Source organism: Variovorax sp. FW301-JW7 (assembly GCF_058788795.1).
Genome location: NZ_JBYTBC010000002.1, coordinates 681,431 through 696,427 on the forward strand (window position 1 = coordinate 681,431; position 14,997 = coordinate 696,427).

The 14,997-nt window shown below is 67.1% G+C and carries 12 protein-coding genes; 4 read left to right on the forward strand and 8 right to left on the reverse strand.

Annotated features, from left to right (window positions below; translation table 11 throughout):
- The first annotated feature begins 155 nt into the window (after positions 1-155).
- Complete coding sequence (gene dxs, locus AC3WQM_RS08200; RefSeq protein WP_492677842.1) at positions 156-2,000, forward strand: 1-deoxy-D-xylulose-5-phosphate synthase; 1,845 nt, start codon at positions 156-158, stop codon at positions 1,998-2,000.
- Positions 2,001-2,130: 130 nt separating this feature from the next.
- Complete coding sequence (locus AC3WQM_RS08205; RefSeq protein ID WP_354347505.1) at positions 2,131-3,210, forward strand: TRAP transporter substrate-binding protein; 1,080 nt, start codon at positions 2,131-2,133, stop codon at positions 3,208-3,210.
- Positions 3,211-3,282: 72 nt separating this feature from the next.
- Here AC3WQM_RS08205 and AC3WQM_RS08210 read toward each other — a convergent pair whose 3' ends face one another.
- From AC3WQM_RS08210 to AC3WQM_RS08220, 3 genes are all read right to left on the reverse strand, one after another.
- Entirely contained in the window at positions 3,283-3,804 is a 522-nt protein-coding gene (locus AC3WQM_RS08210) for a hypothetical protein (RefSeq protein ID WP_492677844.1), read from the reverse strand.
- Positions 3,801-5,339: a TRAP transporter large permease gene (locus AC3WQM_RS08215; RefSeq protein WP_492677846.1), complete on the reverse strand. Its 1,539-nt coding sequence runs from the start codon at positions 5,337-5,339 to the stop codon at positions 3,801-3,803. The genes AC3WQM_RS08210 and AC3WQM_RS08215 overlap by 4 nt, the downstream gene beginning before the upstream one ends.
- A 64-nt stretch (positions 5,340-5,403) precedes the next feature.
- A complete protein-coding gene (locus AC3WQM_RS08220; protein WP_492677848.1) occupies positions 5,404-5,943 on the reverse strand; it encodes a TRAP transporter small permease subunit in 540 nt (179 codons plus the stop codon).
- A 167-nt stretch (positions 5,944-6,110) separates the two neighbouring features.
- Between AC3WQM_RS08220 and AC3WQM_RS08225 the strand changes: the two genes are divergently transcribed.
- Positions 6,111-7,403, forward strand: a complete 1,293-nt coding sequence (locus AC3WQM_RS08225; protein ID WP_492677850.1) for an SUMF1/EgtB/PvdO family nonheme iron enzyme — start codon at positions 6,111-6,113, stop codon at positions 7,401-7,403.
- Between the two features lie 6 nt (positions 7,404-7,409).
- Here the strand turns inward: AC3WQM_RS08225 and AC3WQM_RS08230 are convergent, their stop codons facing one another.
- From AC3WQM_RS08230 to AC3WQM_RS08250, 5 genes are all read right to left on the reverse strand, one after another.
- Positions 7,410-8,852, reverse strand: a complete 1,443-nt coding sequence (locus AC3WQM_RS08230) for an MFS transporter (RefSeq protein WP_492677852.1) — start codon at positions 8,850-8,852, stop codon at positions 7,410-7,412.
- A 77-nt stretch (positions 8,853-8,929) separates the two neighbouring features.
- Positions 8,930-10,060 (reverse strand): 2-aminoethylphosphonate--pyruvate transaminase, encoded by a 1,131-nt coding sequence (locus AC3WQM_RS08235; protein WP_492677854.1) that lies wholly within the window; start codon positions 10,058-10,060, stop codon positions 8,930-8,932.
- A gap of 51 nt (positions 10,061-10,111) precedes the next feature.
- Entirely contained in the window at positions 10,112-11,836 is a 1,725-nt protein-coding gene (locus AC3WQM_RS08240) for a putative 2-aminoethylphosphonate ABC transporter permease subunit (protein ID WP_492677856.1), read from the reverse strand.
- Complete coding sequence (locus AC3WQM_RS08245; RefSeq protein WP_492677858.1) at positions 11,833-12,975, reverse strand: putative 2-aminoethylphosphonate ABC transporter ATP-binding protein; 1,143 nt, start codon at positions 12,973-12,975, stop codon at positions 11,833-11,835. Before AC3WQM_RS08245 ends, AC3WQM_RS08240 begins: the two co-directional genes overlap by 4 nt.
- 77 nt (positions 12,976-13,052) lie before the next feature.
- Positions 13,053-14,090 carry a putative 2-aminoethylphosphonate ABC transporter substrate-binding protein gene (locus AC3WQM_RS08250; RefSeq protein ID WP_492677860.1) on the reverse strand — a complete coding sequence of 346 codons (1,038 nt, stop codon included), beginning with the start codon at positions 14,088-14,090 and terminating at the stop codon, positions 13,053-13,055.
- 160 nt (positions 14,091-14,250) lie between these two features.
- Here AC3WQM_RS08250 and AC3WQM_RS08255 point away from each other — a divergent pair, with 160 nt between their 5' ends.
- On the forward strand, positions 14,251-14,997 hold the full coding sequence (locus AC3WQM_RS08255; RefSeq protein WP_492677862.1) for a phosphonate utilization associated transcriptional regulator: 747 nt from the start codon (positions 14,251-14,253) through the stop codon (positions 14,995-14,997).

Below are 14,997 nucleotides of genomic sequence, written 5' to 3' on the forward strand. Positions count from 1 at the left end.
TTCGCGCACTTCGTGTCGCTTCGCCAACCCCCTTTCAGGGGGCGACACCAGCAGCCCGGCAAAGCCGGTTCTGCGGTGTCTCCCCGACTGAATCGCGGCAGTTTCGTGCGCCGCGCGTCATGCGTGCGTGATGGAACACTGAGAAAAGAAAAACCATGGCTCCGCTGCTTCCCACTCTCCACGACCCTTCGCCGATCCGCCAGTACGACCGGGCCCAGCTCAAGCAGCTGTCCGACGAGGTGCGCGCCTGCGTGCTCGACAACGTCTCGCGCACCGGCGGCCACCTGAGCTCCAACCTCGGCACGGTCGAGCTGACGGTGGCGCTGCACCATGTGTTCAACACGCCGCACGACCGGCTGGTGTGGGACGTGGGCCACCAGACCTACCCGCACAAGATCCTCACGGGCCGGCGCGAGCGCATGCCCACGCTGCGCCAGCTCGGCGGCATCTCGGGCTTTCCGCAGCGCACCGAAAGCGAGTACGACACCTTCGGCACCGCCCACTCGTCGACCAGCATCTCGGCCGCGCTCGGCATGGCCATGGCCGCCAAGCAAAAGGGCGAGAAGCGCCATGCCGTGGCCATCATCGGCGACGGCGCGCTCACGGCCGGCATGGCCTTCGAGGCGCTCAACAACGCGGGCGTGTGCGACTGCAAGCTGCTGGTCATCCTGAACGACAACGACATGTCGATCAGCCCGCCGGTGGGCGCGCTCAACCGCTACCTCGCGCAGCTCATGAGCGGCAACTTCTACGCCGCCGCCAAGAGCGTCGGCAAGAGCGTGCTGCGCAATGCGCCGCCGCTGTTCGAGCTGGCCAAGCGCCTGGAGCAGCATGCCAAGGGCATGGTCGTGCCGGCCACGCTGTTCGAGCAGTTCGGCTTCAACTACGTCGGCCCCATCGACGGCCACGACATCGACTCGCTGGTGCCCACGCTCGAGAACCTCAAGCACCTGGACGGCCCGCAGTTCCTGCACGTGGTCACGAAAAAAGGGCAGGGCTACAAGCTGGCCGAGGCCGACCCGGTGGCCTACCACGGCCCGGGCAAGTTCGATCCGCAGGTGGGGCTGGTCAAGTCGACCACGGCCGCCAAGCAGACCTTCACGCAGGTCTTCGGCCAGTGGCTGTGCGACACGGCCGCGCACGACGGCCGCCTCGTGGGCATCACGCCCGCGATGCGCGAAGGCTCGGGGCTCGTGGAGTTCGAAAAGCGCTTTCCCGACCGCTACTACGACGTCGGCATCGCCGAGCAGCACGCCGTCACCTTCGCGGCCGGCCTGGCCTGCGAGGGCCTGAAGCCCGTGGTGGCGATCTACTCGACCTTCCTGCAGCGCGCCTACGACCAGCTGATCCACGACGTGGCGATCCAGAACCTGCCCGTGGTGTTCGCGCTCGACCGCGCGGGCCTCGTGGGCGCCGACGGCGCCACGCACGCGGGTGCGTACGACATCCCGTTCCTGCGCTGCATTCCCAACATGAGCATCGCCTGCCCGGCCGACGAGCGCGAGTGCCGCCAGCTGCTGACGAGCGCCTACGAGCAGAACCACCCGGTGGCCGTGCGCTACCCGCGCGGCGCGGGCGCCGGCACCACGCCGCATCTCACGCTCGACGCGCTGCCCTTCGGCAAGGGCGAGGTCCGCCGCGAAGGCCAGCGCATCGCCATCCTCGCGTTCGGCACCCTGCTGTACCCGGCGCTCACGGCGGCCGAGTCGCTCGACGCCACCGTGGTCAACATGCGCTGGGCCAAGCCGCTCGACGTCGAGTTGCTGCTTCAAGTGGCGGGCACGCACGACGCGCTCGTCACGCTCGAAGAGGGCGCCGTCATGGGCGGCGCGGGCAGTGCGGTGGTCGAGGCCCTGCAGGCTGCGGGCGTGCAGAAGCCGGTGCTGCAACTGGGCCTGCCCGACCGCTTCATCGAGCACGGCGATCCGGCCAAGCTGCTTGCATCGATCGGTCTCGATGCCGACGGCATTGCTGCCGCGATCAAGAAACGCTTCGTTTGACAAGAGGTCGCAGGGTAAACCCCCGCCGACCGCGTGTAAGCGCGTTTTTACAATCAAAAGGACTCACAAAAGTCCCTGACGCGGTCACAAGCCGCGTTTTGTTTTTTCCAAAGCACTCGGAGTGAATTCAATGGATCGTCGTTCCCTCATCAAAAACGCGGGCATCGCCGGCGTTCTGGCTGCCGGCATCGCGCCCGCGGTTCACGCGCAAGCCACCGTTCGCTGGCGTCTCGCATCGAGCTTTCCCAAGTCTCTGGACACCATCTTCGGCACCGCCGAGGTGTTCTCGAAGAGCGTGAGCGACATGACGGGCGGCAAGTTCCAGATCTCCGTGCATGCAGGCGGCGAGCTGATGCCCGCCTTCGGCGTGGTCGACGGCATCCAGAGCGGCGCGGTCGAAATGGCGCACACGGCGCCTTACTACTTCTACGGCAAGGACCCGACCTTCTGCCTGGGTTGCGCCGTGCCCTTCGGCATGAACACCCGCCAGCAGAACGCCTGGATGTACGAAGGCAACGGCCTGAAGCTGATGCGCGCCTTCTACGCCAAGTACAACATCATCAACCTGCCGGGCGGCAACACGGGCGCGCAGATGGGCGGCTGGTTCCGCAAGGAAATCAAGTCGGTCGCCGACCTGAAGGGCCTGAAGTTCCGCACCAACCCGTTCGCCGGCAAGGTGCTCGAGCCCTTCGGCGTGATCCCGCAATCGATCCCCGGCGCCGACCTGTACCCCGCGCTCGAAAAGGGCACGCTCGACGGTCTGGAATGGGTCGGCCCGTACGACGACCAGAAGCTGGGCTTCAACAAGATCGCCCCGTTCTACTACTACCCCGGCTGGTGGGAAGGCGGCCCCGAGCTCGACTTCTACATCAACACCAAGGCATGGGAAGGCCTGTCGGCCGATTTCAAGGCGGTGGTCGAAGCGGCTGCCGCGCACGCCAACATCACGATGACGGCCAAGTACGACGCCAAGAACCCGATCGCGCTCAAGCAGCTCGTGGGCTCGGGCACCAAGCTGCGTCCGTTCTCGCAGGACGTGATGAACGCGGCCTTCAAGTCGGCCCAGCAGATCTACTCGGACCTGAACAACAGCAACCCCGAGTGGAAGAAGATCTACAGCGACTGGTCCAAGTTCCTGGCCGACCAGAACGCCTGGTTCCGCTACACCGAAGGCACCTTCGACCGCTTCATGCAACAGCAGAAGCTGTAAGGCACGCGGCGCCGCAACCCGGCGCTTCGCACCTCACAAGAAAAAGCCCCGCCGGTTTCGGCGGGGCTTTTTTCATTTGGACGCGGGGTCGGGTTCGGGGGAGGGCGGCGGCGCGGAGGGCAGCGTGCGCATCGCCACCTGTTCGCCGAACGCGATCAGCACCTGCGGATCGTAGGCATGGAACCAGGTGATGCCGCCGAAGCGCCGGCGCACCAGCAGGCGCGGCGCGATCACGCGCTCGAGCATGCGGATGTGCACCAGCTTGAGCTGCGCCACGTCCTGCGCGCTCACGCGCTTGTTCCACAGCCAGGTCTGCGTCAGCACGTCGCCTTCGAGGCGGGTGCGGCTGTAGACGATCCAGTAGCCGACCCAGATCACGCACAGGCCCGCCACGCCGAAGACGAACAGGCTGGTGGCCGACCAGCTGGTGGTGCGCAGCGACGGCAGGCTCCACAGCGCGAAGGCGAAGAGATCGACCACCAGCACCACCGCCAGCGTGCGCAGCAGCGGCGGGAAGGCGGCGCTTTCGAGCGGGTCGCCTTCTGTCGTCGCGGGGTGGTCGTTCGGGGCGTCGCCGGGGCGGGCGTCGCTCACGGCTTGGAGGCTTCGCCCGCCGCCGGGGCCGCCGGCGCCGGCGTTTCCTCGGGCGTCTTCTGGTTGCCGAACGGGTCTTCCATGTTCACGCCGTTGTCGGTGGCGGGCGGCGCGTTCGGGTCCACCGGCATGTCGAGGTTGACCTTGTCGATGTCGACGACCTTTTCCTTCTCGAGGAACACGGTCACCGTCTGCGGGAAGAAGATCACGATGGCCACCAGCAGCAGCTGCATCGCGACCCAGGGCACGGCACCCAGGTAGATGTCGCGCGACTCCACCTTCTTGGGCAACGCCCCGTTCTTGAACAGGGTGTCGGCGATGCCCCGCAAGTAGAACAGCGCGAAGCCGAACGGCGGGTGCATGAACGAGGTCTGCATGTTCACGCACAGCAGCACGCCGAACCACACCATGTCGATGCCCAGCTTGTGGGCCACGGGGCCCAGCAGCGGCAGGATGATGAAGGCGATCTCGAAGAAGTCGAGGAAGAACGCCAGGAAGAACACGAAGATGTTGACCGCGATCAGGAAGCCGATCTGGCCGCCCGGCAGGCCCGAGAGCATGTGCTCGATCCACTTGGCGCCGTCCACGCCCTGGAACACCAGCGAGAACACGCGCGAGCCGATCAGGATGAACACCACCATCGCCGTGAGGCGCATGGTGCCTTCCATCGCGTCCTTCATCAGCGCCCAGTTCAGGCGCCGGTGAATGAGCGCCAGCACCAGCGCGCCCACCGCGCCCATGGCGCCGGCCTCGGTCGGCGTGGCGATGGCCTTGTCCATGAAGGGCAGGCCGCCCATCGAGCCGAGCACCGCGAAGATCAGGATGGCCGAGGGGATGATGCCGCGCAGGCACTTGCCCCACAGCGCCCAGCCGTGCAGCGTGCGCGCCGTGGCGGGCAGGCCGGGCACGTAGTGCGGGCGGATGCGCGAGACCAGGAAGGTGTAGATCGCGAAGATCACCACCTGCAGGATCGACGGACCCCAGGCGCCCTTGTACATCTGGCCGACGTCGGTGCCGAGCTGGTCGGCCATGACGATCAGCACCAGCGAGGGCGGCACCAGCTGCGTGATGGTTCCCGAGGCGGCGAGCACGCCGGTCGAGTAACGCATGTTGTAGCCGTAGCGCATCATGACCGGCAGCGAGATCATCGCCATCGCGATCACCTGGCCAGCCACGGTGCCGGTGATGGCGCCGAGGATGAAGCCCACGATGATCACCGAGTAGCCCAGGCCGCCGCGGATCGGGCCGAAGAGCTGGCCCATCGAGTCGAGCATGTCCTCGGCGAGCCCGCATTTCTCTAACACCGCTCCCATGAGCGTGAAGAACGGAATGGCGAGCAGCGTCTCGTTCGACAGGATGCCGAACACATTGAGCGGCAGGTTGGCCATGAAGCCGGCCGGGAACCAGCCCATCTCGATGGCGAAGAAGCCGCAGATCAGGCCGAGGGCCGAGAGCGAAAACGCGACCGGAAACCCGATCAGCATGATCACCACGAGCCCCGCGAACATGATCGGGGCGAAATTTTCCATGTGCATGATGTCTACTTGTCCTGCGGTGCGGGCGGTGTCGGGGCGGTCTGGCGAAGCGCGACGAACGCCATCACTGCACCGGCTTCTCGTAGTGCGTGTTCATCTCGATCAGTCCGCGCAGGTAGGCGATGCGCTTGATGATCTCGGCGACACCTTGCAGGAACATCGTGCAGAAACCCACGGGCATCAGCAGCGCGGCGGGCCAGCGGATCAGCCCGCCGATGTTGCCCGACATCTCGCCCGACACCCAGGTGTTCCAGAAGAACGGCCAGGTGAGGTAGGTCATGAGGCCCATCACCGGCAGCAGGAAGAAGGTCAGGCCGAACAGGTCGACATACACCGGCCCGTGGCCCTTGAGCTTGCCGTAGAGGATGTCCACGCGCACATGCTCGTTGTAGCGCAGCACCACCGGCGCACCGAGCATCACGGTGGCGGCGAACAGGTACCACTGGATCTCGAGGAAGGCGTTGTTGCTGAAGTCGAAGCCGTACCGGACGAAGGCATTGGCGGCCGAGATGAGCGACGCGGCCAGAACCGCATAGCCGGCAAATTTGCCGAATTTTTCGCTGATCCAGTCCATGACGGCCGCGAATTTGAGGAATACAGACAAGGGGTGTCTCCCGCGAAGCCCAAGGTGAAGCGCCGGCCCCTGGTGGGGGCTGCGCGCAAAGCCCGCAATGGTATCTCGGTGAACCTTAGTATTGCCTTGACACAAACTCGGGTTTACCCGGAATCCGCGTCGCCAGAGGGCCTGTCGGGCGGTCGCCATAATGGCCCATGTCTTCGAGCCCGCCGCCTTCGACGCCCTTCGGTGCGGCGAGCCCGCCTTTGTCGATCGACTCCCCCGACATGCGCCGCGCCGGCCGCGACCTGCTCTCGCTGGCCCTCATCGACGCGCGCAACCACACGCTGCACCTGCTGTCCCTGTTCGAACAGGCGCTGGGCGAAAGCATGCGCGTGATGCAGCAGCCGGCCGTGCTGCCGCCGGTCTGGCTGGCCGGCCACATCGGCTGGTTCGCCGAATGGTGGATCGGGCGCAACACCCAGCGCGCCTTCGGCATCGACTGCCCCGTGCGCCCCACGCGGCTGGCCGCCATCGACCCCGACGCCGACGACTGGTGGAACCCGGCCCAGGGCGCGGCCGAGCGCTGCTGGTCGCCCGACCTGCCGGGCCTGGGCCAGACCAAGGCCTACCTGCTCGAAACCCTCGAAAGCACGCTCGAGCTGCTCGAGAACGCCGCCGAGACCGATGCCGGCCTGTACTTCTACCGGCTCGCGCTGTTCCATGAAGACCTGCGCGGCGAACAGCTCGTGGTGCTGGCGCAGACGCTGGGCCTGCCGCTGAACATCGAGCAGCCGCCCACCGCCGTCACGCGCGAGCCGCTGCTGCTGCCGGCCACGCGCTGGGAGCTCGGCCTGCCCGAGCACAGCGGCTTCCTGTTCGCGCAGGAAGGCGCGGCGCACCGCGTCGACGTGCCCGAGTTCGAGATCGACGCCCAGCCTGTCACCTGGGACCAGTACATCGAGTTCGTCGACGACGGCGGCTACGACCGCGAGGAGCTGTGGCACGGCGACGGCTGGCGCTGGCTCGCTGCGCAGACCGAAGGCCGGCGCGGGCCGCGCCATGTGGAGCAGATCGGCGTGGCGCGCAACGGCACCGGCGGCTCGGTGCTGCAGCAGCGCTTCGGCGTCACCGTGCGCGCGGCCGGGCACCACAGCGCCGTGCACCTGAGCTGGTGGGAGGCCGACGCCTGGGCGCGCTGGGCCGGCCGGCGCATCGCGACCGAGGTCGAATGGGAAATCGCGGCCCACACGGCCGCGCGGCGCGGCTTCCGCTGGGCCGACGTGCACGAGTGGACAGCGGGCACGCTGCAACCCTGGCCGGGCTTCCGGGCCGATCCGTGGAGCGCCGGCGGCGAGTTCGATCCGGTGGCCGCCTTCGGCCGTGCGCGCGTGCTGCGCGGCGCCTCGTTCGCGACGCGTGCGCGCCTGCGTTCGCCGCGTCGCCGTGGCTTTGCGCTGCCAGACAGCGACGACGGCTTCTTCGGCTTTCGCACCTGCGCGCTGTAGCCGCCTTCAGGGCCGCTCGCCGCCGGCCTCCGACGACAGCGGCGGCGCCACTTCCTCCAGCGGCTTGCGTTCCGCATCGGCCGCGTGGCGCAACGCCAGCAGCCCCGCGACGATGACCAGCGCGGCGCCGATCAGGTAGCCCACCATCACCGCGCCCCGGCTGCCGGTCTCGATCAGCATCCCGAACAGCACCGGCGCCGCGAAGCCGCCCGCGCCCATGCCGATGGCGTAGAAGATCGCGATGGCCATGGCGCGCATCTCCAGCGGGAACACCTCGCTCACGGTCAGGTAGGCCGAGCTGGCCGCCGCCGACGCCAGGAAGAACACCGCCGACCAGCACAGCGCCTGGCTGCGCGCGTCGAGCCAGCCCTGCATGAAGGCCCAGCCCGTGAGCGCCAGGCCCACGCCGGCCAGCACATAGGTCAGCGCGATCATCCTGCGCCGGCCCACGCTGTCGAACAGCGGGCCCAGCAGCAGCGGCCCCATCACATTGCCCAGCGCGAACGGAAAGATGTACAGCGCCACGCGGCCTTCGGCCACGCCGTAGAAGCGCGTGAGCACCAGCGCGTAGGTGAAGAAGATCGCGTTGTAGAAAAAGGCCTGCGACACCATCAGCGCCGTCGCCACCACGCTGCGCGCCGGGTAGCGCCGCAGCAGCACGCGCGCCACCTCGCGCATCGGCGGGCTGTTCTGGCGGGCGGCGGTGTACATGACGTGGCCTTGCGCGGCGGGCAGCGGGCCGTGCTGCACTTCGACTTCGCGCTCGATGTCCGCGACGATGCGCTCGGCCTCATCCGCGCGTCCGTGCGCGATGAGCCAGCGCGGGCTCTCGGGCACGTGGCGTCGCACCAGCAGGATCGCCACCGCCAGCACCGCGCCCAGCGCGAAGCCCGCGCGCCAGCCCCACACGGGGCCGATCACGCGCGCATCGAGCAGCACCAGGCTCAGCGCCGCGCCGAGCGCCGCACCGATCCAGAAGCTGCCGTTGATGGCGAGGTTGACGCGCCCGCGCACGCGCGCCGGAATGAGCTCGTCGATGGCCGAGTTGATGGCTGCGTACTCGCCGCCGATGCCCAGCCCCGTGACGAAGCGGCACAGCGCGAAGAAGGCGAAGTTGGGGGAGAAGGCTGTGGCCAGCGTGCCCAGCGTGTAGACCACGAGCGTGAGCAGGAACAGCTTCTTGCGCCCGAGCCGGTCGGTGAGCCGGCCGAAGACCAGCGCGCCGATCACCGCGCCCGCGATGTAGATCGAGCCCGACCAGCCGATCTCTGCGGCCGTGAGCCCGAGCGTGTCGGGCCGCTCCAGCACCGCGCCGATGGAGCCCACCAGCGTGACCTCGAGGCCGTCGAGGATCCAGGCCACGCCCAGCGCGATCACCACGCGCCAGTGCCAGCGCGACCACGGCAGGCGGTCCAGGCGGACAGGGATGTCGCTGCGCAGAACCGTCATGCGGGGCATTATGCGAAGCGCATCACCCCCGCGTTGTAGGACCGGCGCTGCAATGCGCCGGTCTGCTCAGAGGTGCTTCAGGCCGCGACGGCCGCGGTCACCTGCCGGATGCCCATGGCTTTCAGCGTGTCGGCAATGGCCGCCACCGCGCCCGGGATGCCCGCGTCGCCGAAGTGCCCCATGCAGCCCACGCGGAAGGTCTCAACCTGCGTCAGCTTGCCGGGGTAGAGGATGTAGCCGCGCTTCTTCACCTCCTGGTAGAAGGTCTTGAAGTTGTAGTTGGCATCGTCGGGCGCGTGGAAGGTGACGATGATCGGCGCCTGGATGGCCGGGTCGAGGAAGCTGCGAAAACCCAGCGTGGCGAGGCCGTCGACCAGCGCCTTGCAGTTGCGCGTGTAGCGCCCGCCGCGCGCGGGCAGGCCGCCTTCCTCGATGTACTGCGCGATGGCGGTGTCGAGCGCGGCCACCACGTGCGTGGGCGGCGTGAAGCGCCACTGCGTGGTCTTCTCCATGTAGACCCACTGGTCGTACAGGTCCATGCTCAGCGAGTGGCAGTTGCCTTCGCACTTTTCGAGCGTGCTGCGCTTGATGACCACGAAGCCCATGCCCGGCACGCCTTCGAGGCACTTGCCCGAGGCGGCGACCACGGCGTCGAAGGGGGTCTTGCGCGCGTCGATCTCCAGGGCGCCGAAAGAACTCATCGCGTCGATGATCAGGCCGCGCCCGTGCTTGGCGACCACCAGCGCGATCTCGTGCAGCGGGTTGAGCACGCCCGCGCCGGTTTCGCAGTGCACCACCGCGACGTGGGTGATGCTGGGGTCGGCCGCGAGCGCGCGGTCGACGTCGGCGGGCGAGACCTGTTTCTCTTCGGTGTAGTCGATGGTGGTGAGCTTGCGGCCCAGCACCTTGCAGATCTTGGCCAGGCGCTGGCAGTAGGCGCCGTTGCTCGGCACCAGCACATGGCCGTTGCGCGGCACGATCGTGCCGATGGCCGCTTCCACCGAGAAGGTGCCGCTGCCTTGCAAAGGCACGCATTCGTGCGTGCCCGTGCCGTGCACGATGTTGAGCACTTCCTTGCGGATGCGCGCCGTGATCTGGTTGAAGTCGGCGTCCCATGAGCCCCAATCGCGCAGCATCGCTTGGCGGGTGCGGTCCGAGGTGGTCAGGGGGCCGGGCGTGAGCAGGATGGGGTGGGCGGCTTGACTCATGGTGTCTCCAGGCAGGGAAAGGAAATGAGGGGCGAGAGGTAAAGGATTCGTTCAGCTGCGGCCGAGGTTGCGCCAGGCCTGCGTGCGTGCGAGCAGCACGCGCGTGAGCAGTGCGTAGGCGATGCACACCAGCGTCGAGGTGACGACGATCAGGCTGGCCAGCGCGGCGGCCGGGCCGATGTCGCCGGCGTCGTCCAGGTGCATGATCGCGACCGACGCGAGGATGGTCTCCGGCGTGTACAGGAAGATGGCGCACGACAGGCTGGCCATCGACACCACGAAGAAGTAGCGCCCGATGTCCAGGATGGCCGGCAGGCACACCGGCACCGTCACGCGCAGGAAGGTCTTGAAGAACGGCACCTTGAGCGACGCCGACACGGCCTCGAACTCGTTGTCGATCTGCTTGAGCGCCGTCACCGCCGTGAGGTGGCTCGAGGTGTAGTAGTGCACCACCATCGAGATGACCAGGATCGCCATCGTCTGATAGAGAAAGTTCAGCGGGTTGGCCGGATGGTTGAAGAACATCACGTAGCCCAGGCCCAGCACCAGGCCCGGCACCGCCATCGACAGCACCGCCATCAGGTGCATGCCCTTGCGCATGAGGCCCAGGTTGCGCGTCTTCTCGATCAGGTAGGCGCCCACGAACACGATGAGCGAGCCCGCCACCGCGGTGACCATGGCCACCAACAGGCTGTTGCCGTAGGCGGCGGCCATGTCGCTTTCGACCAGCACGAAGTGGTAGTGCTTGAGCGTGAACGACAGGTCGTAGGGCCACAGCGAGATGGCCGAGGTGTAGATCGCCATGCCGATGGTGGCCAGCAGTAGGCTGCAGACCACGGTGCAGAACAGCGTGAGCAGTGCATCGGCCACCTTGCGGGGCTTGGGCGTGTAGGGCACCGAGCGCGCCGTGAGCTGCGCCTTCAGCTTGCGTCGCACCACGTAGTCGATCACGAAGGAAATGATCGACGGAATGAGCAGCAGCATGCCCACCACCGCGCCGATGGAGAAGTTGTGCTGGCCCACCACCTGCTTGAACACGTCGACCGACAGCACGTTGAAGTTGCCGCCGATGACCTTGGGCGCGCCGAAGTCGCTCACCACGTAGGTGAAGACCACGGTGGCCGCGCTGATCAGGCCGTACTTGCACGAGGGCAGGGTGATCGTCATGAACTGACGCAGGGGCCGCGTGCGCAGGGCGGTGGCCGCCTCGTACAGCCGGCCGTCGGCCAGCGACAGCGCGGTGACCAGGATCATCAGCGCATGCGGAAAGGTGTTGTAGACCTCGGCCAGGATGATCCCGGGCGCGCCGTAGATCGAGGCGCCGCCCAGCAGGAACTTGAGCGCGCCCTGGTTGCCGAACCACTGCACGAACGAAATGGCCGACAGCAGCGAGGGCGCGAGCAGCGGAATGAGCGCGATGAGCCGGAACACCGCCTTCAGCGGCGCCGGCATGCGGCTGCGCGTGAGCGCGTAGGCGAACACGAAGGCCGTGGGCACCGAGATCATCACCACCGCGGCCGACACCCAGATCGAGTTCCACGCCGCGCGCAGCAGGCTCGGCGTCTGGAAGTAGGTGATGAAGTGGGTCAGGCCGACGAAGCGGCCGTTCTTGTCCTGCACCGCGTGGGCCAGGATGGTCAGCAGCGGCGCGATGAGGAACACGAACAGCATCGCCATCACCACGAACAGGATGGCGCGCGCGATGGTCTCGTCGCGGCTCCAGCGCAGGGCGGGGCGTGCAGCGAGCACAGGCCGGGGATGTGCCAGCGTGTTCATGGCTTGGCGGTGCGCGCGGCAAAGGCGCGGATGCGGTTGGCGCGCAGCGCGATGTCGATCGTGTTGCCTTCGCGGATGTCCAGGTCGTGCAGCTGGTTCAGCGAGAAGTGCAGGCCCAGTGTCTGGCCGTGCAGCGCGTCGGCCGTCACTTCGGCAATGCACAGGCCGCCCAGGAACTCGACCTTCGTGACCTTGGCCTGCAGGCGATTCGGCGTGTCCTCGCGCAGGTGTTCCACCGCGCGGTCTTCGGGCCGCAGGTACAGGTTGACCGCGTCGCCGGGCTCGAAGGCGCCGTCGCAGGCGTCGCACTGCAGTTCCATGTCGCCGACCTGGAAGCGCTGGTTGCCCAGCGCCATCGCGCGCAGCACGTTGACCTTGCCCACGAAGTCGGCCACGAAGGGCGTGGCCGGCTGTTCGTAGATTTCCATCGGCGTGCCGACCTGCTCGATCACGCCGTGGTTCATCACCACGATGCGGTCGGCCATCGAGAGCGCTTCTTCCTGGTCGTGCGTGACCATGATGGTCGTGATGCCGACCTGCTTCTGCAGCCGGCGGATCTCGCCGCGCAGGCGGATGCGCTCCAGCGCGTCGAGCGCCGACAGCGGCTCGTCCAGCAGCAGCAGGCCCGGGCGCGTGGCCAGCGCGCGGGCCAGGGCCACGCGCTGTTGCTGGCCACCCGAGAGCTGGCTCGGGTACTTGGCGCCCGAGGTCGGCAGGCCGACCAGCTTCAGCAGCTCGTCGACGCGCGACTTGATCTCGCCCCGCTTCGCACGGCTGTTGACGAGGCCGTAGCCCACGTTCTCGGCGATCGACAGGTTGGGAAAGAGCGCATACGACTGGAACACGATGCCGTAGTCGCGCTTGTCCGGCGAGAGCCACGAGACGTCCTTGCCGTTCTGCAGGATCTGTCCGGCGGTCTGCGTTTCGAGGCCCGCGATGATGCGCAGCAGCGTGGTCTTGCCGCAGCCCGAGGGGCCGAGAAAGCACAGCATCTCGCCCGGGTTCACGCGCAGGTGCACGTCGCGCAGCGCGCTGAAGGTTTCGAAGTCCTTGCGAACGCCGACGATCTCGAGGGCCGCGGGCGGGGCCGAAGTGGGAGTCAACTGGCTGGCGATGAAGCGGGTGTCGGTCATGTCCATTTTTCGCACTCGTCGTTGGAGGGCGTCACCAGCTGCGGCGGCACCCTTGAATTGAAAACCGGGGGATGCCGTCGGGCTTACTTGGGTTCGGCCTTGCCTTCGTAGCGCTTGCTCCACTCCGCGAGGATGCGTTCGCGGTTCTTGGCGGCCCAGTTCAGGTCGTTCTTGGCCAGCAGCTTCTCGTAGTTCTCGGGAATGCCTTCGAGCTTGGAGACCACACCCGGGTAGGCCACCACGGCCCACCAGCGTGCGCTGATCTGGTTGGCTTCCTTGCTCGCCATCCAGTCGGCAAAGCGCTTGCCTTGGGCCAGCTTCGTGCTGGTCTTCATGAGGCTGGTGGCCTCGATGTCCCAGCCCAGGCCTTCCTTCGGGAAGATCAGGTCGACCGGCGCGCCCGACTTCTTCACCTGGTGCGCGCGGAACTCGAACGAGATGCCGATGGGGAACTCGCCCGCGCCCGCCTGCTTGCAGGGCTTGGAGCCCGAGTGCACGTACTGCGCGATGTTCTGGTGCAGCGCGTCCATGTACTTCCAGCCTTCGGCGTCGCCCATGTTCTGCAGCCAGTACGACACGTCGAGGTAGCCGGTGCCGCTGGAGGCGGGGTGCGGCATCGAGATCGTGCCCTTGTAGACGGGCTTGGTCAGGTCCTTCCAGCTCTCGGGCTTGGGCAGGCCGAGCTTCTTGGCCTCGACCGTGTTGAAGCAGATGGTGGCGGCCCACACGTCCATGCCGACCCAGGCGGGCGGGCGCGCGGCGTCGGAGTACGCGGGGTTCAGCTCCTTGAAGCCCTTGGGCTCATAAGGAAGCAGCATGCCTTCCTGCTGCAGCAGCGCCAGGCTGCTGGCGGCCAGGCCGGCCACCACGTCGGCCTGTGGGTTGGCTTTTTCGGCCAGCAACTTGGCGGTGACGATGCCGGTGGAGTCGCGCACCCACTTCACCTCGATGTCGGGGTTGGCCTTCTCGAATGCGTCCTTGTACAGCTTCATGGCGTCGGTCTCGAGCGCCGTGTAGACCAGGAGCGGCGTCTTTTGCGCCCACGCACTGCCGGACATGAGGCCGAGGGCCGCAACACACAGGGCGGCCGTGAGACGGCACGTGCTTTGTTTCATCGTCATCTGTTTCTCCTGAAAGGCTGGCTGTCACTGAAGAAGGGTGAGGGCTGGCGCCGGCGCGAGGGTGGGCAACGCCATCCGGTGTTTGCAATGTAGGTTGCTGATTGATGACTGTCAATAAAAAATTGTTGACAGTTGACGATCCTTCGGGAAAATACGCCCCATGGTCACCAGCAATCACTCCGCCGCCCTCGCGTTCCTCCAGTCCAGCTCGCTGCCGATGCTGATGCAGGAAGAAATCGAGCGTTTGATCATGACGGGCGAGCTCCCCGTGGGCAGCCGCATCAACGAGAGCGAGCTTTCGCAGCGCTTCAACACCAGCCGCGGCCCGATCCGCGAGGCGTTGCGTGCCCTGGAAGAAGCCGGCCTCGTGCGCAACGAGAAGAACCGCGGCGTCTTCGTGCGCGAGATCGCGTTCGAGGAGGCTGACGAGATCTACGAACTGCGCGAGGCGCTGGAAGAAATCATCGGCCGGCGCGTGGCCCTGGCCATCCAGTCCGACGCCGTGGAGCGCCTGCGCGCCATGGTCGATGCCATGCGCTCGGCGGCCCAGGCGCAGGACGTGGAGCAGTACGCGCAGCTCAACCTGCAGTTCCACGAGATCCTGCTCGACACCGCCGGCAGCAAGAAGCTCACCGAAACCTACAAGCGGCTCGTCAAGGAGCTGCACCTTTTCAGAATGCGCGCGCTCGACAGCGGCGGCGGCCTGCGGGTTTCGGCCGACGAGCACAGCCACATCGTCGACGCCATCGCCAGCGGCAACCCCGACACGGCAGGGCGCGCACTGCGCGAACACGTGGCCGGCAGCCGCGCACGCATGCACAAGGCCTTCGGCCGCATCGACGCCGATGCGGCTACCTCCAGCAACACCACCGCTACCCCGAACCACCCACCCCAAAAGGAAGTCTGA